This window comes from Sphingobium sp. BHU LFT2, assembly GCF_018604485.1.
Taxonomy (GTDB): domain Bacteria; phylum Pseudomonadota; class Alphaproteobacteria; order Sphingomonadales; family Sphingomonadaceae; genus Sphingobium; species Sphingobium yanoikuyae_A.
In genome coordinates this window covers 16,709-38,166 of sequence record NZ_JAFCGW010000025.1, presented here as the reverse complement: position 1 = coordinate 38,166, position 21,458 = coordinate 16,709, and the positions used below count along the sequence as shown (strand labels likewise).

General features: G+C 65.5%; 22 protein-coding genes. 16 read left to right on the top strand and 6 right to left on the bottom strand.

Going from position 1 to position 21,458, the window contains the following annotated elements; all coding sequences use genetic code 11:
* The 4 genes from cysD to JQK15_RS24605 all read right to left on the bottom strand — a co-directional run.
* Positions 1-443: sulfate adenylyltransferase subunit CysD (gene cysD, locus JQK15_RS24620; RefSeq protein WP_214868911.1), on the bottom strand; the 443-nt coding region annotated here is incomplete at its 3' end.
* A gap of 23 nt (positions 444-466) precedes the next feature.
* The gene (locus JQK15_RS24615) at positions 467-1,723 is read right to left on the bottom strand and encodes an MBL fold metallo-hydrolase (protein ID WP_214868909.1); all 1,257 of its coding nucleotides are present in this window, start codon (positions 1,721-1,723) and stop codon (positions 467-469) included.
* A complete protein-coding gene (locus JQK15_RS24610; protein ID WP_214868907.1) occupies positions 1,720-2,733 on the bottom strand; it encodes a zinc-dependent alcohol dehydrogenase in 1,014 nt (337 codons plus the stop codon). The genes JQK15_RS24615 and JQK15_RS24610 overlap by 4 nt, the downstream gene beginning before the upstream one ends.
* Positions 2,734-2,754: 21 nt before the next feature.
* Complete coding sequence (locus JQK15_RS24605) at positions 2,755-3,576, bottom strand: SDR family NAD(P)-dependent oxidoreductase (protein ID WP_214868905.1); 822 nt, start codon at positions 3,574-3,576, stop codon at positions 2,755-2,757.
* A 151-nt stretch (positions 3,577-3,727) separates the two neighbouring features.
* Between JQK15_RS24605 and JQK15_RS24600 the strand changes: the two genes are divergently transcribed.
* From JQK15_RS24600 to JQK15_RS24585, 4 genes are all read left to right on the top strand, one after another.
* A complete protein-coding gene (locus JQK15_RS24600; RefSeq protein ID WP_214868903.1) occupies positions 3,728-4,594 on the top strand; it encodes a helix-turn-helix domain-containing protein in 867 nt (288 codons plus the stop codon).
* Between the two features lie 128 nt (positions 4,595-4,722).
* Positions 4,723-5,874 (top strand): sulfotransferase family protein, encoded by a 1,152-nt coding sequence (locus tag JQK15_RS24595; protein WP_214868901.1) that lies wholly within the window; start codon positions 4,723-4,725, stop codon positions 5,872-5,874.
* A 3-nt stretch (positions 5,875-5,877) separates the two neighbouring features.
* On the top strand, positions 5,878-6,345 hold the full coding sequence (locus JQK15_RS24590; RefSeq protein WP_214868899.1) for a VOC family protein: 468 nt from the start codon (positions 5,878-5,880) through the stop codon (positions 6,343-6,345).
* Positions 6,346-6,358: 13 nt separating this feature from the next.
* On the top strand, positions 6,359-6,742 hold the full coding sequence (locus tag JQK15_RS24585) for a VOC family protein (protein WP_099231316.1): 384 nt from the start codon (positions 6,359-6,361) through the stop codon (positions 6,740-6,742).
* Between the two features lies 1 nt (position 6,743).
* On the opposite strand, the gene JQK15_RS24580 is transcribed toward JQK15_RS24585, so the two are convergent.
* Positions 6,744-7,544: an SDR family NAD(P)-dependent oxidoreductase gene (locus JQK15_RS24580; protein WP_251008023.1), complete on the bottom strand. Its 801-nt coding sequence runs from the start codon at positions 7,542-7,544 to the stop codon at positions 6,744-6,746.
* Positions 7,545-7,802: 258 nt separating this feature from the next.
* On the opposite strand from JQK15_RS24580, the gene JQK15_RS24575 reads away from it, so the two are divergent.
* The 8 genes from JQK15_RS24575 (at position 7,803) to JQK15_RS24540 (ending at position 16,708) form a co-directional block, all read left to right on the top strand.
* Positions 7,803-10,232 carry a TonB-dependent receptor gene (locus JQK15_RS24575; RefSeq protein ID WP_214868895.1) on the top strand — a complete coding sequence of 810 codons (2,430 nt, stop codon included), beginning with the start codon at positions 7,803-7,805 and terminating at the stop codon, positions 10,230-10,232.
* Positions 10,233-10,442: 210 nt separating this feature from the next.
* Entirely contained in the window at positions 10,443-11,123 is a 681-nt protein-coding gene (locus JQK15_RS24570; protein WP_010336475.1) for a TetR/AcrR family transcriptional regulator, read from the top strand.
* A 42-nt stretch (positions 11,124-11,165) separates the two neighbouring features.
* A complete protein-coding gene (gene acuI, locus JQK15_RS24565; RefSeq protein ID WP_037512926.1) occupies positions 11,166-12,149 on the top strand; it encodes an acrylyl-CoA reductase (NADPH) in 984 nt (327 codons plus the stop codon).
* A gap of 4 nt (positions 12,150-12,153) precedes the next feature.
* Positions 12,154-13,830, top strand: a complete 1,677-nt coding sequence (locus JQK15_RS24560; RefSeq protein ID WP_214868893.1) for a class I adenylate-forming enzyme family protein — start codon at positions 12,154-12,156, stop codon at positions 13,828-13,830.
* The gene (locus JQK15_RS24555; protein ID WP_214868892.1) at positions 13,827-14,726 is read left to right on the top strand and encodes a sugar phosphate isomerase/epimerase family protein; all 900 of its coding nucleotides are present in this window, start codon (positions 13,827-13,829) and stop codon (positions 14,724-14,726) included. Before JQK15_RS24560 ends, JQK15_RS24555 begins: the two co-directional genes overlap by 4 nt.
* A gap of 27 nt (positions 14,727-14,753) precedes the next feature.
* Positions 14,754-15,515, top strand: coding sequence for an SDR family NAD(P)-dependent oxidoreductase (locus JQK15_RS24550; RefSeq protein WP_214868890.1), 762 nt, complete (start codon positions 14,754-14,756; stop codon positions 15,513-15,515).
* On the top strand, positions 15,515-15,937 hold the full coding sequence (locus tag JQK15_RS24545) for a nuclear transport factor 2 family protein (protein WP_214868887.1): 423 nt from the start codon (positions 15,515-15,517) through the stop codon (positions 15,935-15,937). The genes JQK15_RS24550 and JQK15_RS24545 overlap by 1 nt, the downstream gene beginning before the upstream one ends.
* A 78-nt stretch (positions 15,938-16,015) precedes the next feature.
* Positions 16,016-16,708: a CDP-alcohol phosphatidyltransferase family protein gene (locus JQK15_RS24540; RefSeq protein ID WP_017501849.1), complete on the top strand. Its 693-nt coding sequence runs from the start codon at positions 16,016-16,018 to the stop codon at positions 16,706-16,708.
* Between the two features lie 6 nt (positions 16,709-16,714).
* Here the strand turns inward: JQK15_RS24540 and JQK15_RS24535 are convergent, their stop codons facing one another.
* Positions 16,715-17,254 carry a cupin domain-containing protein gene (locus JQK15_RS24535; protein ID WP_214868885.1) on the bottom strand — a complete coding sequence of 180 codons (540 nt, stop codon included), beginning with the start codon at positions 17,252-17,254 and terminating at the stop codon, positions 16,715-16,717.
* 185 nt (positions 17,255-17,439) lie between these two features.
* Between JQK15_RS24535 and JQK15_RS24530 the strand changes: the two genes are divergently transcribed.
* The 4 genes from JQK15_RS24530 to JQK15_RS24515 all read left to right on the top strand — a co-directional run bounded on the left by JQK15_RS24530 (position 17,440) and on the right by JQK15_RS24515 (position 21,347).
* Positions 17,440-18,222 carry a hypothetical protein gene (locus JQK15_RS24530; RefSeq protein ID WP_214868883.1) on the top strand — a complete coding sequence of 261 codons (783 nt, stop codon included), beginning with the start codon at positions 17,440-17,442 and terminating at the stop codon, positions 18,220-18,222.
* A gap of 100 nt (positions 18,223-18,322) precedes the next feature.
* Positions 18,323-19,060: an SDR family oxidoreductase gene (locus JQK15_RS24525; RefSeq protein ID WP_214868881.1), complete on the top strand. Its 738-nt coding sequence runs from the start codon at positions 18,323-18,325 to the stop codon at positions 19,058-19,060.
* A gap of 51 nt (positions 19,061-19,111) precedes the next feature.
* Positions 19,112-20,581: an aldehyde dehydrogenase family protein gene (locus JQK15_RS24520; RefSeq protein ID WP_214868879.1), complete on the top strand. Its 1,470-nt coding sequence runs from the start codon at positions 19,112-19,114 to the stop codon at positions 20,579-20,581.
* Positions 20,582-20,612: 31 nt separating this feature from the next.
* A complete protein-coding gene (locus JQK15_RS24515) occupies positions 20,613-21,347 on the top strand; it encodes a TetR/AcrR family transcriptional regulator (RefSeq protein WP_010336464.1) in 735 nt (244 codons plus the stop codon).
* Positions 21,348-21,458 lie beyond the last annotated feature (111 nt).

Below are 21,458 nucleotides of genomic sequence, written 5' to 3'. Positions count from 1 at the left end.
GAGAAGATGCGCTCCTTGGCGCGGCTCTTCTCCTCGTCGCGGCGCGCGCCGCCGAAGGCTGCGTCGAAGCCGAACTTGTCGAGCGCCTGCTTCAACCCTTCCGTCTTCCACATGTCGGTATGGAGGGCGCCATGGTCGAACGGGTTGATGCCGCGGGCCTGCGCCTCGGGATTATGATGGACCAGCAGTTCCATCCCCGCGTCGCGCGCGGCCTTGTCGCGCAGATCGTACATCGCCTTGAACTTCCAGGTGGTGTCGACATGCAGCAGGGGGAAGGGCGGCGGCGAGGGATAGAAGGCCTTCTTCGCCAAGTGCAGCATCACCGCGCTGTCCTTGCCCACCGAGTACAGCATCACAGGCCGCTCCGCCTCCGACACAACCTCCCGCAATATATGTATGCTCTCCGCCTCAAGGCGTTCGAGGTGCGTAAGACTGCGTGCCATGATCTTGCTTCCTGAAATGGGGGTCAGGCGGCCGGGAGCCGCTTTTCGGCGTCGGCGATTTCCGCCTTCAGCCACATGGTTTCGGACAGGTTGGTGCCGCCGCTGCGGGCGAGCAATTGTTCGAGCGCGGCCTTCTTGACGGTCAGCGCGGCCTCATGATCAGGTGCGACGCCCAGCGCGATGTCGAGCAGGTGCAGCGCCTCGAGCGGGCGCCCCGCCGCAGCATGGACATGGGCGCGGGCGGCGAGCGCCCCGGCGCCGCCGGCCAGTTCGACCAGATCGGGATAGACGGTCGGGCGCGGCACGCCATAAAGGGCAGTGGTGCCATCCTCATAATGGAACCAGCCGGCATTTTCCTCCCAGATGGCGCGGACGACCCAGCTGGTCTTGCCATGGAATTCGCCGATGCGGATATCCTCGGGCAGGACGATTTCGCGCATCAGATCCTGGACATGGCGGCCGGCATTCATGCCGGCGATCGTCTCGCGCTCGATATAGGTGACGGCGGCATGCATCCGGTCGAGATCGGCGCGGATCGCGTCTGCACCACGGATCGGATCGCCATGGCCGGTGATGACCAGTTCGGGTTCGAGCGACCGGACATGCTCCAGCGACTGGAGATAGGCGCGCACCAGCCGGGGGCGGTCGCCGCGCATCGTCACCAGATTGGGCATGGAGCGCCACACCGGGCCGAACAGATTGCCGGTGAAGATGATCTTTTCCTCGGGCATCCAGACGGACACCGAGCAGAGCGTCTCGCCGCCCGGCGTTTTCACCACCTCGAACGTGCGGCCGCCTTGTTCGAAGGCATGGACGGTTTCGACCATCCGGTCGGGGATGATGCGTGGCGGCTTGGGCGGCGGGCCGTCGCGCCGGGTCATCGACGCCCAGAGCTTGCCCGATCGGATGCCGAGAAACGGGCCGAGCCGGTCGAAATACTCCTCCGTGTCGACGAAGTTGACACCCGTGATGACCTCCGTGCCCGGCTCCTGCTGGTCGGGCAGGGCGCCATAATGGTCGGGATGGGCCTGGGTGACGATGATGCGCTTCAGCGCGCCGGTGCGGTGCGGAGCGAACAGCCCCTTGTTGCGCGCGCCATTGCCCAGGAAGCCGGTATTGACCAGCAGGTCGCCGTCCGCCGTCGTCACCAGATAGGCGTTGGAAATATCCTTCACCATGAAGATGGTCTCGGTGATCGCTTCCGCCTCGGTCTGACCCTGTCCGGCCATCACCAGAGCGCCCAGCGGCGTCTGCGGCTTCTCGGTGGCTTGCGTGCTCATGCGTCGGCTCCCTCGAACTCGATCATGACCTTGGCGGATTGGGGACGGGCGGCGATTTCCAGCCCCTCCATCACCTGCGCGAAGGGCAGTTTATGGCTGATGAGCGCCGCGATCTTGTCCTTGAGGCGCGGCATGGCGGCGATCACGTCGGGCATTTCGGTCGGATAGCCGACCGCCGTGGTGATCGTCATTTCCGTCGTCAGCATCGGGCCGGCGGGCAGCTCGATCGGCTTCATATAGGCGGCGGTGATGACATGGCGGGCATGGGTCTTGGCCATGGCGATCACGTCGGACAGGATGGAAGGCGCGCCGGCCGCATCGATATAGGCGTCGGTCTGCGCCTTTTCGCGGCCAAACACGGTGGTGGTGCCATGGATCGCCTTGATCCGGGCGATCACATCCTCCTTGGCCGGATTGATCGTGTGGGCGCCGAGCGCGCGGGCGCGCTCCAGCCGTTCCTCAGCCAGGTCGAGCGCGATCACATCCTGGCAACCCCGGTCGATCGCCCAGAGCACCATGCCAAGACCGATCGGGCCGCAGCCGAAGATCACCACCTTGTCGCCCGCCTTGGCCTGCGCTCGGTTGACGCCATGCATCGCCACCGACAGCGGTTCGCACATGGCGGCGACGTCATAAGGGATGCCTTCCGGGATCGGCAGCAGGCTGTCGCCCAGCCGCGCTTCGCGGACCAGCAATTCCTCGGTAAAGGCGCCCTCCGGTCCGCCGCTGCCGATGAAGCTGGGGGTCATCATCGGGTTGATGATGACGCTCTGGCCGACGCTGACGCCTGCCACTTCCTCACCGACCAGCATGATCTCGCCCGCGCCCTCATGGCCGAGTGCGGTCAGCTTGCCGGGGCCGGGAATACCGCCATTCTTGATATAGCTGAGGTCGCTGCCGCAAATGCCGCAGGCCTTCATCTTCACGACGACGTCCTTCGGACCCGGCTCAGGCCGCTGATAGGCGTCGAGCCGGACATCGTTCACATCATGGATGTTGAGCAGGTGCATCGGGGCGCTCCGTCGATCGGCTCAGAAGGCGTAGGGCGGATAGACGAGGCTGCCGCCGTCGATGACGATCGTGTCGCCGCTATGATAGCGCGACGCGTCGGAGGCGAGATAGGCGCCGATCCCTTCGAAATCCTCGATTGCGCCGGGGCGGTGGATCGGCGTCTTGGCCGAGAAATGCGCGTCGACGGCGGCCATGCGGGCCTGCATCTCCGGGCTCATCTCGCCATCCCCGCCGATGCCGGTCTTGATATAGCCGGGCGCGATGCTGTTGGCGCGGATCTCGTACTTGCCCAGTTCCGCCGCCATGCCGCGCACGGCGGCGCCCATGCCGCCCTTCGACGCGGCATAATTGTTGATCCCGGCAATGCCGTGGAACATCGACAGGCTGCCGCAATAGACCAGGCTGCCGCCCGGCTCGCCGGCCTCGGCGCGGGCGACCATCGCCTTGGCCCCTTCGCGCAGGGTGAAGAAGGCGCCATGCAGGTTGACCGCCAGCAGATCATGCCATTCCGCCGCATCCAGCGTCAGCACCGAGCGCGAGCGCGAGGCGCGGCCCGAATTGGCGAAGACGCAGTCGATGCGGCCGAAATCGGCGAGCAATGTGGCATAGCCGTCGACGATCGCCTCTTCCGACGCGACATCGACCTGATAGGTTTCGACCCGGCCGGCGCCGGCTTCGCGCAGGGCGGCAGCGGCCGCTTCATTCTTGTCCGCGTTGCGGGCCCAGATGGCGATGTCGCCGCCCATCTTGGCGACGCCCATGGCGAAGCCCAGGCCAATGCCGCCATTGCCGCCGGTGACCAGCGTGACCTTGCCCGTGCAGTCGAAAAGACCCTTAGCCATTCATCTCTCTCCATAGGGTGCCGCATCGTTGGCGGCTTGCCTGATGGCCCAAGGATGGGGGCGACTCCGGCGCCGACGCAATTGACCAGACTATCGAGAATGAGCCATAGTGCAGCGATAGGGCCAAACATGGCCAGAGAGCGGGGGAGCGATGTCGGAATCCTATGCCAAGTCGGTTTTCGAGGCCGAGATTGCAGTGCCACAGGCGCAGGCGCGGATCATGCGGCTCGACCTGGCGGGGCCGACCGACCGCATTTTCCGGCGCGAGCGCCATTATTGGCTCGACATGTGCCTGACCCCCCGGCCCGAGCGGGTGCGTGGCTGCTATGCCGACCATTGGGGGCCGCATCGCTATGAACGGCTGGGCGAGATTTTCCTGGTGCCGCCGGGGCAGGCCTTGCGGTTGCGGACCGAAGGAGAGGGCAGCCAATCCTCGGTCGTGTGCGAGATCAAGGCGGAGGCGATCGACCGCTGGCTCGACGGCCCGATCGAATGGACCGACAGTCGCCTCGCGGCCTGTCTCGACATCGCCCATCCGCATATGCGCGCCTGCCTGTTCCGCCTGGCGGAGGAGGTGAACCGGCCGGGGCCGGGCAGCATCGTGCTGACCGAGCTGATCGCCGGGCAACTGGCGATCGAGGTGGCGCGCTATTGCCAGGCGATCGCCGAGGGACCGGCGACCGGCGGGCTTGCCACCTGGCGGCTGCGGCGGATCGACGAGCGGCTGCAACTGGGCGGCGCCGCCCCTTCGCTGGAGGAGCTGGCGACCCTGTGCAACCTGTCGGTGCGGCAATTGACGCGCGGCTTTCGCGCCAGCCGGGGCTGTTCGATCGGCGACTATATCGTCCAGTGCCGGATCGATGTCGCCAAACGCTATCTGGGATCAAGCGAGAGCATCAAGGAGATCGCCTTCGCGCTCGGATTCGCCTCGCCCTCCAGCTTCGCCTTCGCCTTTCGCCGCGCCACCGGGGCGACGCCGCGCCAGTTTCGCCAGCATCTGACATCGCGCCCGCGATAGGGGCTGGCCGCGCGCTTCTGATATGGCCCGATATCGATAGTCCGTCCCGCTCGCTCGATCGGGCAGCATTGGCGCGCCTCGCCCGGCTGCCCATGATGCCGGCAAAAGACCATCAGGAGAGACATGCCATGGGCGCTGCTTTGGTTGCCGACGCGCTGATCGACCGCGCGATCAAGGCCACCGGCCTCGATCGGTTCGATTCCGACAGCTATCGCGAAGGGCTGGACATATTGCTGGCCGACGCGAACCAGGCCGGCCTGTCGGACAGCGGCCATGCGCGGATGGAGGCCAATGTCGTCGACCTCCTGTCCAATCGCCTCCGGACCACCGATTATCTGGCGCAGCGGCCCGAGCTGCTGGAACGGCCGGTCGAGCGGCCGGTCTTCGTCTTCGGCATTCCGCGCACCGGCACGACCCTGCTCAGCAATCTGCTCGCCTGCGATCCGGCGCGACGCTCGCCGCTGACCTGGGAGATTGACGAACCGGTGCCGCCGGCGACCAGCGCGACGCTCAAGAGCGATCCGCGCGCCATCGCCCGGCTGGAACAGGAAAAGGCGATGCTCGCCGCCCGGCCGGAAATGGGCAAATATTATCGCAATTCGGCCGTCTACCCCAATGAATGCATCTTCTTCATGGCGCATGATTTCAAGGCGCTGGCGCTGGAATCGCGGGGGAAGCTGCACAATTATCGAGACTGGCTGTTCTCGACCGACATGACGTCGGCTTACGCCTATCACAAACGCTTCCTGCAATTGCTGCAGGCCGATGCACCGGGCGTGTGGAACCTCAAAATGCCGAGCCACAGCCTGTGGATCGAGACGATCCGCAAAATCTATCCCGATGCCCGCTTCATCTGGACCCATCGCGATCCCTACACCGCCATGGGCAGCTTCTGCTCGATCATCAGCCTGGGGCAGATGGCCTTTACCGGCCGGGTCGACGGCGAGTGGCTGGCGGAAAACTGCACCTATCAGGCAAAGCTGCATGCCGACCGCATCATGGATGCGCGCGAGCGGCTGGGCGAGGACAGCATGGTCGACGTCCATTATGCCGACCTCACCAGCGATCCGATCGGCACGATGCGCCGGCTCTATGCCGCGCTGGGCGATGAGTTCACGCCGGAGGCGGAGGCTGCGATGCAGGCCTGGCTGGACGACAATCCGCAGGGAAAGTTCGGTCGCCACGACTATAAGCTCGCCCAATATGGACTGTCGGTGGAGCAATTGGCGCCGCATTTCGAGCGCTATCTGTCGCGCTATGACGTCGTGCGGGAGGGCTGAGCCATGCTGACCGGCCATCATTTCCAGAACGCCTATGTCACCCGCAATGTCGACAAGGCCGTCGCCCAGTTCCGCGACCGGGCCGATGTCCGCTCCCTGTCGGAGATCGAGGTGCCGGTGCAGCTCTGGACCCCGCAGGGCGAGGGGCAGGGGGTGCAGAAGCTCGCCTTCGTCTGGGTCGACGACATGCAGTTCGAACTGATCCAGCCGATATCGGGGGATGTGCTGGCGCTCTATCGCGATGCGCTGCCCGCCGATGATCGGCTGGTCTTCCACCATATCTGCAACCGGGTCGATGACTGGGCGACGTTCATGGCGCGGGTCGAGGCGCAGCCCTATCCGGTGGTGCTGAAAGGCGGGACGCCGGGCATGCTGGAATTCGTCTATCTCGATACGCGCGAATGGCTGGGCCATTATGTCGAATATGTGTGGATGGGGCCGGACCGCTGGCGCGGCATGGGCGGGTTATGAGGGAGAGAGCAATATGATCAGCATGGCCCGTTTCGGCACCCGCGACCTGAATGGTGCGAAGACATTCTATGACGGCATTGCCGAACTGCTGGGCGCGGTGCGCGCCTATGACCGGCCGGATCTGGTCGCCTACAAGACGGCCGAGGGCGGCATGCTGCTGATCGGCATTCCGTTCGAGGGGGATGCGACGCCGGGCAATGGCAATCAGGTCGGCATCCAGGCGGACAGCCGGGCACAGGTCGATGCGGTCCATGCCCGTGCGCTCGAACTGGGCGGCAAGTGCGAGGGCAAGCCCGGCATTCGCGGTGATGATCCCAACGGCTTCTACGGCGCCTATTTCCGTGATCTGGACGGCAACAAGATGACGATCTTCCGCTTCGGCCCGCCCGACGCCTGATTCACAGCAGGCTGCCGCCGTCCACCGGATAGACCTGGCCGGTGATGAAGCCGGCCTGGTCCGACGCCAGATAGACGGCGAGTGAGGCGACTTCCTCGGCAAAGGCGACGGGCCGGCCCAGCACCGTCTGGCGCGACCGCTTCTCCATGTCCTTTGGGCTGGTGCTGGCAAAGGCCCGGCCGAAGAAGTTGCGATCGGGGTGGAATCGGCTGCCGCTGGAGAAGGCGGCGGGATCGCGCGACACGGTGCCATAGGGGGCGACGCAATTGACGCGGACGCCGTGCGGCCCGACTTCCTTCGCCAGCACTTTGGTAAAGCCGTGGACTGCCGCCTTGGCCGCCGAATAAACCGGCAGCATATAGTCGCCGACGATGCCCGCGGTGGAGCCGATATTGACGATCGCGCCCGCCTTGCGCGCGATCATGCCCGGCAACACCGCATGGGTCATGCGAAGCAGCGTGCCGAGGTTGAGGTCGATGTCGCCAGCCCAGCTTGCCGGATCGGAATCGACGAAGAATCCCGCGCCGATATTGCCGCCGACATTGTTGACCAGGGTCGCGACCTCGCCCAGCGCGGAGGCCGCCGCCAGGATCTGCCCCGGCGCGGCCGGATCGCTGAGGTCGGCCGCCACGAAACAGGCGTCCTGCGCGCCGGCGGCGACGGCCTGCTCCACCAGCCGGGCGCCAGCCGCCTGGTCGCGCCCCACCGCGACCAGCTTCACCCCTTCGGCCGCCAGCCCCAGGCTGATGGCGCGGCCGATATTGGCGGTCGCGCCGGTCACGATCGCGACCCTGCCCGTCATTTGCATGTCCATTGCGCTCTCCCCTCTCATGCGCCATCGGCTGGCGATCATGCAGGGGGAAAGGGCAGGCGCAAATCGCCTGGGGGATCAGTGACGATCTGGTGGAATCGCGATGGCGATATGTCGCCATCTGCAAGGCGGTCGGGCTTCTCGGGCCGCCAATATCAGGCATAACGAGAATCAACCAAAGCAAAAAAGATCACTGCATCAATGGTGACTCAATAGTCAACATGATGTTTATTTGGGGAGGCTTCACTTATGAATCGCATGTCGGCCTATTATTTGATCGGCGCGAGTGTCGCGGCACTCACCATCGCGACGCCGGCTCTTGCCCAGGCGCCCGAGGAACAGGCTGCAACCAGCAATACCGGTTTCGACGCCCAGATCATCATCGTCGAGGCGCGTCGTCGCGGCGAAGACATTCAGGACGTGCCCGCGGTGGTCAACGCGGTCACCGAACAGGCGATCGGCAACCTCAACATCCGCACCTTCAACGAGGTCCAGGCGCTGGCGCCGGGCCTTGAACTGACCAACAATGCCAATGGCATCGGCGGCAATGCGCGCTTGCGCGGCGTGAATTTCGACGCCAATGCCAGCGGCAACAGCGGCACCATCCAATTCTACTTCAACGACGCGCCGCTCTCGCCGGGCGCCGTGCTCCAGCAGATGTACGACATCGGCCAGATCGAGGTGCAGCGCGGGCCGCAGGGCACGCTGCGCGGCCGTGCCTCGCCGTCGGGTTCGATCACCATCACCACGCGCAAGCCCGACCTCAACCAGTTTGGCGGCTTCATCGACTGGACCGGCAACGATATCGGCACGCTCAACTTCAAGGGTGGGCTCAACCTGCCGATCATCGAAGGGATCGCCGGCATCCGCGTGTCGGGCGTCTGGAACGAGGATGATGCCGATCGCGTGCGGCCGATCAGCGGCGGACCGAGCCCCTGGTCGCGCACCAAGAGCACGCGTATCGTCGGTACGATCGAGCCGACCGACTGGCTGAAGCTTGAGGGCACCTATCAATATATGGACCGCGATGCGCGGACCTATGACCAGGCGATTTCCTTCAGCGAGGCCAATCCCGATGCCACGCCCAGCCCGGTGCTGATCACGGCCAAGGATCGCCTGTCGATCCAGGAACAGCCGCGCATCATCAACCAGCGCTTCGACATCTTCAACTGGCGGTCGGAACTGGCCTTTGCCGGCCAGCGCCTGATCTATCAGGGCATGTATACCAAGCAGAAATTCCATTCGACCGACAATGTCGACGATGGCAATTTCTTCATCGGCCGCGACGTCAACCAGGTCACCGACACGGTGGCCAAGGAAACCTCGCATGAAATCCGGTTGCAGAATGAAGAGCGTGTCTTCGACATGTTCGACTATGTCATCGGCTTCTTCGACGACCGGCTCAACCCGCCGACGCACCTGACCTCGCCGACCATCGTGCGCCTGCCTGCCGCGCTTGGCGGCGGTATCGCCTCGGTGGTGCAGACCGAGATCGACCGCACCGGCAAGTCGCACGAACAGTCCTTCTTCGGCAACCTGACCGCCCATTTCGGCGAGGCAACCGAATTGTCGGGCGGCCTGCGCCAGATCAAGTACAAGTCGAACAACTATCTAGCGGTCAACGGCAACACCATCGCCGCAGACTCGCAGGATACCGACAAGCTGATCTACAGCGCGTCGATCAAGCATAATTTCACGCCGGACTTCCTGGTCTATGCCGCCACCGGCAGTTCCTTCCGTCCGGGCATCAACGTGGTCGGCGACTTCAACATCGCGCCGTCGGCGCTGGAGCGGTCCTTCCTCGACCTGCCGCCCGAAACCTCCAAATCCTATGAGCTGGGCTTCAAGAGCACGCTGATGGGCGGGCGGATGCGCTTCAACGTCACCGCCTATCACCAGAAGTACAAGAACTTCCCCTATCGCGTGCCCAACAACGGCGTTTATTATGTGAACACCGTCGCCGTCCGCAATGCAGCCGGGCAGGTGACCGGCACCGCGCAGCAGGTCGGCTCGTTCAACTTCGTGGGCGCGGTCCCGGTCGAGGTGAACGGCGTGGAAAGCGAACTGGGCTTCGACATCACCCGCAGCTGGAACGTCAACCTGACCGGCAGCTATTCGCTCGGCAAGATCAAGAACGGCACCATCCCGTGCAACGACCTGAACGGTGACGGCATCCCCGATCCGGTCGGCAATGCGCCGAGCCTGGCGGAGCTGCAGGCGGCCGTGGGTGCCGATAATCTGTCGGCTTGCGCCGTGAACCAGCGTGCAGCCTTCCTGCCGCCGATCACCGCCACGCTGCAGAGCGAGTTCCACACGACCATTTCGGGCAAGACCGATGGCTTCATCCGTGGCCTCGTCAATTATAACGGCAAGTCGAAGGGCGATCCGGGCAATAATTATGACGATGTCAGCGCCTATGCGCTGGTCAATCTCTATGCCGGTATCCGCGACCCCGATGGCGGCTGGGAAATCTCGCTGTTCGCCAAGAATCTGTTCGACACGACCAAGGTGCTGACGCGGACCACCCCGCTCTTCACCGGCTATCAGCAGATCACCGGCTTCACCGCGATCGGCGCAACCACCGCAGCGGCGACCTATACCAGCACCTATACCGGTGCCACGGTCACCCCGCCGCGCGAATTTGGCGTCAATCTGCGCTTCGCCTTCGGTTCGCGCTGATCCATCCGCGCCAAGGGCCAGACGATCGGCCGGGCAGCCCCAGGGGGTTGTCCGGCCGATCGGCGTTTGGGGTCATGGCCTTCGCGGGAGCGATGAGGGCGCGGCCGCCGGGCCGCAGCGATTGACTCTGGCCCCGGAGCGGGCAGGGATGGAGCCGATCAACAGGGCTGATCATTATAGGCTCTGAACGATCAACCTAAGTGAGGCAGCATGACGGACATTCGGAAAAGGCGCGCCCGCGATCCCGTGGCGACCCGCGAGGCCATATTGGAAGCAGCCCGTGCGCTGCTGGCCAAGGATGGGCCGGATGGGGTCAGCCTGTCGGAAGTCGCCCATCTCGCCGGCGTCAATCGCGGCACCGCCTATCAGCATTTCGAAACCCGCGAGAAGCTGATCGAGGCGACCGCGGACTGGGTGTCGGAACGCATGTTCCGTTCGGTCTTCGGCGATCCCGAGACGATCGGCGAGCGCCGGGTCGAGGAAGTCGACATTGCCGACACCACCGACCGGCTGGCTTTGTTCGCGATGGACAATCCCGAGCTGTGCCGCATCTGGCTGCTGCAATTGCTGGCCTCGCCCGATCCGATGGCCGATCCCTTCTGGCGCGAATATGAAGGTTCGCTCCAGCGCTTCGCCAACAGCGATCTCGCCGAAGACGGCGTCGATGCCGAAGTCCTGTCGGTGCTGATGCTGGCCGGCGCCTTTCTCTGGCCGATCTGGGCGCGCAGCCATGCCCGCGAAGAGGGGGAACGGCGCGCACTCGGCCGTCGCCTCGCCCAGGAATGCCTGCGCCTGTGCATGTTCGGATCGATGCGCAGCGACAAATTCCCCGACATTGCCGAGCGGCTCGGCCGTCCGCTCGCGCCGCTTCCCAGGGTTGCCCAGGGATAGGCTGCCCGATTTCCCTTTCTCTCTTCAAGAAGGACCGACCGCATGTTTTCCGCCATCCTGATCGAAAAGACCGACGACAAGCAGAGCGTGTCGCTCGCGCAGGTCGATGAGGCGCAGCTGCCCGAGGGCGATGTGACCATCGACGTCGATTATTCGACCCTGAACTACAAGGATGGCCTGGCGATCACCGGCGCCTCGCCGGTGGTGCGCAAATTTCCGATGGTGCCCGGCATCGATCTGGTCGGCACCGTCCGCAGTTCCGACCATGGCGACTGGAAGGCCGGTGACAAGGTGGTGCTGAACGGCTGGGGCGTGGGTGAGGGCCATTGGGGCGGCCTCTCCCAGGTCGCCCGGCTGAAGGGTGACTGGCTGGTGCCGTTGCCCAGCGCCTTCACGCCGAAGCAGGCGATGGCGATCGGCACGGCCGGCTATACCGCGGCGCTCTGCGTCGAGGCGCTGGTGAAGGCCGGCGTGACCCCGGACCAGGGCGAAATCCTCGTCACCGGCGCCACCGGCGGCGTCGGCAGCGTTGCGGTCGCTTTGCTCAAGAAGGCGGGCTTCACCGTGATCGGCTCCACCGGCAAGTCGGCCGAGGGCGACTATCTCAAGACGCTGGGCGCCGACGGCGTGATCGACCGCGCCGAACTGTCGGAAAAGGGCAAGCCGCTGCAGAAGGAGCGCTGGGCCGGCGTGGTCGACTCGGTCGGCAGCTTCACCCTCGCCAATGCCTGCGCCCAGACCCGCTATGGCGGCGCGGTTGCGGCCTGTGGCCTTGCCCAGGGCGCCGATTTCCCGGCGACCGTCATGCCCTTCATCCTGCGCGGTGTGCGCCTGCTCGGCGTCGACAGCGTGATGGCGCCCAAGCCCGTGCGCCTAGCCGCCTGGGACCGGCTGGCCCGCGATCTCGACCCGGCGCTGCTGGAGGTGATCGCGCAGGAAATCAGCCTGGGCGACGCAATCGGCGTCGCCGCCGACCTGCTCGCCGGCAAGGTGCGCGGCCGCGTCATCGTCGACGTCAACCGCTAAGCCGATGGCTGCGCTCTCGATCGTCGCTGGCCCGCCTCTGGCTGAAGAGGAGGGCCTGGGCACGCTGACGCTCGGCGGCTGGCTGCGTGAGGTCACGCAGGCCCATGCCGGGCGGGAGGCGCTGGTCTTCCACGGGCCCGATGGCGTGGTCCGCTGGAGTCACGACGATCTGTGGGCGCAGGCCAATGCGGTCGCCCGATCGCTGGTCGCCTGTGGCGTGGGGAAGGGCACGCGCGTCGGCGTGCTGATGACCAACCGGCCGGAATTCCTTTCGGCCGTGTTCGGCGTGGCGCTGGCGGGCGGCGTCGCCGCCACGCTCAGCACCTTCTCGACCCCGGCCGAGCTCGACCATCTGGTCCAGTCCTCGGCCTGCTCCGTGCTATTGCTCGAACGCGCGGTCCTGAAGAAGGATTTCGGCGCGATCCTGGCCGATCTGGAACCGGCGATCGGCGTCGCGGGCGAGGGGCGACTGGTCTCCACCCGCTTCCCCTTCCTGCGCCATCTCGCTGCGGTCGATGGGGCGATGGGCCGGATCGAGGGCTGGGGCGATTTCCTCACGCGCGGTGACGCGGTCGATCAGGCGCTGGTCGATGCCGCTGCCGCCACCGTCATGCCGGCCGATCCGGGCGTGCTCTTCTTCTCCTCCGGCTCCACCGCCAAGCCCAAGGGCATCATCAGCGCGCATCGCGGCCCGACCTTGCAGCTCTGGCGCTGGAAACGCTTCCTGCAGGCCAAGCCCGACGCGCGCGCCTGGTCGGCCAATGGCTTCTTCTGGTCGGGCAATTTCTGCATGGCGATCGGCGGCGCGCTGACCGGCGGCGGCAGCCTGATCCTGCAACAGACCTTCCAGCCGGCGGAAGCGCTGAGCCTGATGGAAGCGGAAAAGGCGACCATGGCCTTCGCCTGGCCGCATCAATGGGCGCAGCTGGAAGCCGCACCCAATTGGGGCGATGTCGACCTGTCCTCGCTCTATTATGTGAACCCGGCCAATCCGCTCGGCCGTCATCCGACCGTCAGCACCGACTGGCAGGAACCGATGGCCGCCTATGGCAATACCGAAACCTTCACCATCAGCTCGATCTTCGCGTCCGGCACGCCCGAAGAACGGATCGCCGGCAGCCATGGCGCGCCGCTGCCCGGCAATATCTTCAAGATCGTCGATCCGCTCACCGGCGCGGTCGTGCCGCTCGGTGAACGGGGCGAGATCGCGGTCAAGGGACCGACCTTGATGCTGGGCTATGTCGGCATCCCGCTCGATGACTCGATCGATGGCGAGGGCTTCTTCCGCACCGGCGATGGCGGCTGGTTCGATACGGAGGGGCGGCTGCACTGGGAAGGGCGGCTCAACGACATCATCAAGACCGGCGGCGCCAATGTCTCGCCGATCGAGATCGACAGCGTCATCAAGACCTGTCCGGGGGTGAAGGTGACCCAGACCGTGGGCGTGCCGCATGAGACGCTGGGCGAACTGGTGGTCACCTGCATCGTCCCGCATGCAGATGCCACGCTGGACGAGGATGGCATTCGCGGCTTCGCCAGGGAGCAATTGGCGAGCTTCAAGGTGCCGCGCCGCGTCCTCTTCTTCGCCGAGAGCGATCTGGAATTGACCGGCAGTGCCAAGATCAAGACCGCCGACCTCAAGGCATTGGTGGTCAAGCGGCTGGAGGTCGAGGCGGCGTGACCGACCCGGTCGGGCACTTGCGGGCGCCGCAATGCCTTGGTCGCCGGTCGCTGCTGCTGGGCGGTGGCGCGGCCTTGTTGCTGCCGCGCAAGGCGGCGGCGAAGCGCCGGACATCGACGCTGGGCCTGGCCGACACGACCGTGCGCAAGGAACTGGCGCGTGACTATGCCGGCACGCTGCGCGCGGTGGCGGCAATGGGCTATGGCCGGTTCGGCTTCCGCCTCGCTTCCTATGTCGCCAACGACCCGTCCGAACCCACGCCGCAGGACAAGGCCCGCATGGTGCGCGATGCCGGCATGGCGGTGGGCGTGGTCCGGCTCGGCGTGCGCGGCGCGGACTATGACCGGCAGTTCGATCAGGCGGTGGCGATCGGCGCGAACATCGTCGCGCTGACCACCGCGCCGATCTTCATCGCCAGCCGCACCCTCGGCCAGACAACCCGCGCTGCGCTCGACGCCTATATCCCGCAGCTTGCGGCGCTGGGGGAAAAGGCGAAGGCGGCCGGCCTGACGCTTGCCTATCATAATCATTGGTATGATCTGATGCCGCTCGACGGCGACCGGCCGCTCGACCTGATGGCCAGCCGGATCGCGCCGGACCTGCTTTCGTTCGAAATCGACCTGGCCTGGGCCTGGTATGCCGGCGTAGCGCCGCTCGATCTGCTGGCGGCGCTGGGACCGCGCGTGGTGTCGATGCATCTCAAGGACATCGACCGGAACCATGGCACGGCGATCACCGACCATGCGGTCACCCCCGGCCGTGGCGAGATGGGCTATGCCGCGCTGATGCCGCGTATCGCCCGGCTGACCCGCGCGACCGGCTATGTCGAGGTCGATAATCCCCAGGATGGGCTGGCGGCTGCACGCGCCGCCATGGCCTGTCTGCGCGGGCGATAGGGTTTCAACCAGAATAGGAGGCAGAGGATGGCGGGACGTTTCGCGGGCAAGACCGTGCTGGTGACGGGCGGCGCGGCGGGGCTGGGGCGCGCTTATGCGCTCGCCTTTGGCGGCGAGGGCGCGCATCTGATCCTGGCCGACATCAACGAAGCGGGGCTGGCCGAGAGCAAGGCGCTGGTCGAACAGCTTGGCGCGACTGCCACCGTCCATCGCGTCGACATGAGCGATGAAGCCGATATCCAGGCCTTCGCCGCCGATGTGCTGGTCGCCCATGACCGGCTCGACGTGCTGATCAACAATGCCGGCCTGCATCTGGGCGAGATTGCGCGCGGCTTCTTCGGCCTGGGCCAGGCCAAATGGCAGCATTATTTCGCGGTCAACACCATCGGCCCGCTGCTGCTGGCCGAAGCATTGCGGCCGGCATTGGCGAAGGCGAAGGGCGTCATCATCAACAAATCGTCGATGGCCAGCTACAACCCGGCCACCGCCTATGGCATCACCAAGGCCGCGCTCAACATCTTCACCCATGCGATGGCGATGCAGTTCGGCCAGGACGAGATACGCTGCGTCGGCATTGCGCCGGGCCTGATGGCGACCGAGGCGGCGCAGGACGGCGTTGCCGCCGACAATTGGGAACGGCTGAAGGGCATGCAGTCGGTCAAGCGCCAGGGCACGGCCGAGGATATCGCCAATCTCGGCCTGTTCCTCGCCTCCGACGAGGGCAGCTTCATCAATAATCAGGTGATATTGTGCGACGGCGGCAACCAGATGCGCGGTTTCCGTTTCTGATGGCCGCGCCCGATTTTGCCGACTGGCTGGCCATCGCCAATGTGAAGGCGCGCTATTGCCGCCTGCTCGATACCAAGGATTGGGACGGCTTTGCCGCGCTGTTCACGCCCGACTTCCGGCTCGACGCGACCGGATCGGGCGGCCCGCTGCTGGAGGGGCGCGACGGTGCGATCGCCAGCGTCCGCGCCTCGATCGACGCGGCGCGCACCGTCCACCATGTCCATTCGCCCGAAATCGCCATCAACGGCGATGCAGCGACCGCTATCTGGGCGATGCAGGACCATCTGGTCTGGCCCGATGGCCGCAGCCTGATCGGCCATGGCCATTATCATGAACAATATCGCCGGGAAGAGGGCCAATGGCGGATCGCCCGATCCCGCCTCACCCGGCTGGCGATCGACATGAAGGCGCCGCCGGCCTGAACGGGAAGGCGGGCACCATGTCGTCATGCGTGGGGGATGTTGCCTTGTCCGCGCCACATATCTCCTCGATAAGGGATCATGACAGATCAAAGACATGATGCGGCCACGACGCTGGACCGCATCCAGCAAAATTTCCTGGCACGCTCCGAACGCCAGCTTCTCACCTGGCTGTGCGCGCATATGCCGCGACAGGTCACGCCGGACCTTTTGACCCTGCTGGGGCTGATCGGCGCGCTGATGACCTTCATCGGTTATACCGCCAGCAATGTCGGTGCATCCTGGCTGCTGCTCGCGATCCTGGGCTATGTCATCCAGTGGTTCGGCGATTCCATGGATGGCAGCCTGGCGCGCTACCGCCGGATCGAACGGCCCTCCTATGGCTATTTCATCGACCATAGCTGCGATGGACTGGTGACCTTGCTGATCCTCGCCGGCATCGGCCTCAGCCCCTATGTCACCATGGATGTCGCCCTGGTGGCGCTCGCCGGCTATCTGCTGCTGTCGATCCACGCCTATCTTTCCGCCCGCGTGCTGGGGGAGTTCAAGCTCTCCTATCTGTCGGCCGGCCCGACCGAATTGCGGCTGATGCTGATCGCGCTGACGGTGATGATGATGGTGCTGGGCGACAAGCCCGGCCTGTTCGGGCGCTGGTCCGGCTTCGATATCTTCGTCGGCACGGTTGGGGTGATCCTGATCATCCTGTTCGTCGGCCAGACGCTGGTGACCGGGCGCCGCCTGGCCGCGCATGAGGCGGCAAACGGCCGGGGCTGATCGCCGCTATCCGCCGCCGGCTTCGGGTCCGAAGGACAGGCCCGACGGCGGCGTCTCGCCTGTCCAATGCGCGCGCTGCGCCGTGACCTGCGCCACCGCCCGGTCCCAATAGGCGCGGTTGTTGGCGAGCATCCTGATGTCGAAGCTGTCGGAACCGCGAAATTCCAGCACCTCGACGCCCTGGTCGCCGGGCACATAGGTGTAGGGGACGTTGGCGCCGACGAAGAAGCCGTCGCCCGCGCCCAGTTCCTCCGTGCCGATGCGCAATGATCCGGCGAGGATGAAATAGAGGCAGTCGACATCATGGCTGTGGCGCGGCAGCGGAAAGCCGCTGCGGAACCAGGCATGGGTGAGGCTGAGGCCCGGCATAGCGAAGAGCAGCTTCACCCGCGTGCCTTCCAGCATGCCGGCTTCGACCGCGGCGATCGATCCTGCCATCTCGATCGGCGTCGGCGGCACCGTCGCCATCAGCCCGCTTTCCTCGAAATCGGTCGCCTCCTTCGCGCGGAACAGGGCGAAGCGGGGCGCGGCTACAGGGTCGGTCATCACGCGTCCTTCCGGCATGATTGCCGCGCCAGAATGGGGAGCGCTGCCGACAGGGTCAATTCGCGCCCGCCTCTCAATGCCCCGGCGATCATTGGCCGGCGGCTCTGGCATGTGCGGGGCATCCATGCTGGATTGCCGCCGCACACAGGGTCGGGACCAGCCGGCCGGGCAGCCGGGGACGAGGAATGAGCCTGTACACCACCATCCATCTGCACAATGTCGCGGCCGGCCGCGCGGAGGATTATGCCCGCTGGTTCGACGGCGCGCATCAGCAGGATCTGGCCCGGTTGCGCGGCTTTCGGTCGGCCGATCGCTACGAGGTGACGCCTCAGCAGATCATGCCCGACATTCCCCAGCCCTGGCGCTTCCTGTCGGTCTATGAGTTCGATTATGCCGCGCCGGAGATCGACCTGCCCGCGCTCGCGCCGCTGCTGGCCGATGTGCGCGACGCGGGGCTGATCGACGACAGCGACGAGAGCGAGCGCATCCACAGCTATGCGATGTATTCGGACTGGGTCGCCAGCCCCAATCACCAGCCCGACCAGCCCTTTTCCGGGGTCTCGATCATCCTCGCCAATTTCGTCGCCGGGCGGGAGGCGGAATATCATCACTGGTATGACACGGTCCATGGCCCCGAAGTGACCCGCGTGCCGGGCAAGGTGGCTATGAAGCGCGGCCGCCTGTCGCCGCTGCAGGTCGAGCCACGGCGCTATTGCCCCGGCAGCGACCTGGTCTTCTGCGCCCAGCAGACCGACGACCTGCTGTTCACGGTCAAGGATTTCAGCGCCCGCGCGCGCGGCGTCAGCCCCAGCGGCGTCGCCTTCCAGCCGCGCTCCTCGGCCGGCTCCTTCGCCCGCACGGTCCATTATTTCGCCAGGGTCAGCGGCGCCCGCTTCTGGCCCGGCGGCATCGCCTATGATGGCGACCTGTCCGTCTATCCGGCCGATTTCGCGCGGCCGGCGGGCTGAGGGCGGGAACCATCGCAAGCGCGATGCGGCATGGCCTTGCCCGGCCGAGGAAGCCATGCGCTATTAGCATGAAGTTTGAAAAGAACAGGTGGAGCGAGAGGTGAGCAAGGTCATCGTCATTACCGGTGCGGGCGACGGGCTGGGACGCGCATTGGCGCGGCGGTTCGCGCGCGATGGCGAAACCGTCATCCTGCTGGGCCGCACCCTGTCGAAGGTCGAGGCGGTCGCGCAGGAACTGGGCGAACCCCATTTCGCGGTGGCATGCGATGTCGGCAATCCCGATTCCGTCCGCGCCGCCTTTGCCGCGATCGCGCAGCGCCACCCCAAGGTCGACGTGCTGATCAACAATGCCGCGATCTACGAACCCTTCACCCTGGCCGAGGTGCGCGACGAGCAGATCGCAGCATCGCTCGCCACCAATGTCGCCGGCCCGATCCATTGCGCGCGGGAGGCGCTGCCGCTGCTGCGCGGGGGCGGCCATATCATCAATGTCACCAGCGAATCCGTGCCGCTGAAAATGCCGATGCTGTGGCTTTATGCCGGCGGCAAGGCGGGGCTGGAACTCATGTCCGACATGTGGGCGCGCGAACTGGAGCCCGAGGGCGTGCGCGTCACCGTGGTCCAGGCCGGCATGATGATGGACGAGACCAAGACCGGCAGCAGCTGGCCGATGGATGTCGCGATCCGCTTCGCCCAGGAAAATGCCAAGGTCGGCCTCAATCTGCGCGAGCGCGGCATCAGCCATTATAATTCGGTCACCGACGTCTTCCGCGCCGTGCTCGACATGCCGGCGGACCTGCACATCGGATCGGTCGCCCTGAGCGCGCGCAAGCGCTGACCGGGCGACTTATCCACAACATCCACAGAAGTTATCCACAGGAAGGCGATCATGGCCACTCTTCCCGAAGCCAAGCTCTATATCGACGGCGTGCTGCGCGGTGCCGAAGGCGGCAAGACCTTTGAGGTGATCGGCCCCTGGACCGGCGAGCCGGTCGGCACCGCCGCCGATGCCTCGCCCGCCGATGTCGAGGCCGCGATCGTCGCCGCTCGCCGCGCCTTTGACGAAACCGACTGGTCGACCAATGTCGACCTGCGCGTCGCGCTGGTGACGAAGCTGCGCGACCTGTTTCAGGCGAACAAGGAACGGCTGTCGGATCTGGCCCGGCATGAGGCTGGCGCCGCCATGGGCGCGGTCGGCCGTGCCCATGTCGACATGGCGCTCGACGGCTGGGACGATTATCTCGCCGTCTTTCCCAAGCTGGAATGGGAAAAGGATTATGGCGGCCGCACCGGCTATGGCTTCGAAAGCCTGCGCAAGGCGGTCTATGAGCCGGTCGGCGTGGTTGCGGCGATCACGCCGTGGAACGTGCCGCTCTATGTGAATGTCGGCAAGGTCGTGGCCGCGCTGCTGGCCGGCTGCACCGTGATCCTGAAGCCCGCGCCCAACACGCCTGGCATGGGCGCGATCTTCGGCGAACTGGCGGCGGAGGCGGGCTTCCCCGCCGGCGTCATCAATGTCGTGTTCGGCAGCGACCCGGCACTGGCCGGCGAGATGCTGGTCACCGATCCGCGCGTCGATCTTGTCTCCTTCACCGGATCGACGGGCGTTGGCAAGCGCATCATGGAACAGGGCGCTGCCACGCTGAAGCGCGTCTTCCTGGAACTGGGCGGCAAGTCGGCCAAGATCGTGCTCGACGATTCCGCCAATTTCGCGATGGACGTCGCCCAGACCATGCTGGTCTTCCATGCCGGCCAGGGCTGTGCCGTCCATTCGCGCCTGCTGGTGCCGCGCAGCCGCTATGAGGAGGCGAAGGCGATCCTGAAGCATGCCTATGCCAGCTTCGGCGACAATTGGGGCGATTTCGACAATCCCCAGCACATCATGGGGCCGGTCATTTCCAAGCGGCAGATGGAGCGGGTGCTGTCCTATGTCGATATCGGCCAGGCCGAGGGCGCGACCCTGCTGGCGGGTGGCAAGGCGCGGCCGGACAAGGGCGGCGGCTATTTCATCGAGCCGACCTGCTTCGTCGACGTCACCAACGACATGCGCATCGCCCAGGAAGAGATTTTCGGGCCGGTGCTGGTGGTCATCCCGTTCGAGGATGATGCCGATGCCGTGCGCATCGCCAATGAAAGCAGCTATGGCCTGTCGGGCGGCGTCAGTTCGGGCAATCTTGACCGGGCGATCAATGTCGCCAAGCAGATCCGCAGCGGATCGATCAGCGTCAATGGCGGCATGTGCATCGCCGGCGACTTGCCTTTCGGTGGCTACAAGGCCAGTGGTGTAGGCCGCGAATGGGGCCTCGAAGGGATCGAGGAGTTCCTGGAAACCAAGCTGATCGCCTGGCGCGCCGCCTGAGGCGCGCGACGGGGCATGGATAGGACGGGTTTTGACGGCAAAGGCATCGATTGCGGCGGACGGGCCGTCGGAACCCAAGGGCCGGGGACGGGCCACCAAGGCGCTGAGCCATAATCTCAATGGCCAGCGCCTGGGTCGCAAGGGGCGCGACACGCGCGAGCGCATCCTGGCGGCGACCAACGAATTGCTGGCCGGGCCGGTGGATGTCGAAATCTCGCTGAGCGCGGTCGCGCGCCAGGCCTCGCTCGGCATGACGTCGCTCTATAATTATTTCTCCGACCTCACCGAATTGCTGCTCGCTGTGCTGGAGCCGGTGATGGCGACGGCCGAGGCCGACTATGTCGGCCTGCTGCGGACCCGATGGAGCGAGGAGGAACTGGGCGAGAAGGCGCTGGCTTTCGTCACCGCCTATCATGGCTTTTGGGTCAAGCACTCCCGCCTGCTCCACCTGCGCAACAATATGGCCGATCGCCAGAACGAGCGGATGATGCTGCATCGCGTCCATGCTGCCCAGCCGGTGATGCGGCTGCTGGTCGACCAGATGGATGGCGGCAGCGAAGAGGCCGGATCGCCGGTGTTCAGCATGGGCACCGCGCTGATGACCGGGCTGGAGCGTGTCGTCACCGTCACCACCGACATGGCGCTGCAGAATATCCTCCATTCCCCCCATCCGCTGGCGCGCACCCATTTGCTGCGGGCCGAGGCGCGGCTGATGGAACTGGGCATCCGCGACTATCGCGCGATGCTGCGCGACGCGCGCGCCTGAGAGCAGCGCGCGTTCGACTTATCCACAGGCTTGTCGACAGAAGTTATCCACAGCTTTTCCCACGCCTATCTGTGGAAAAAGCTGTGGATAAGTGTGTGGATGGGAGAAGGA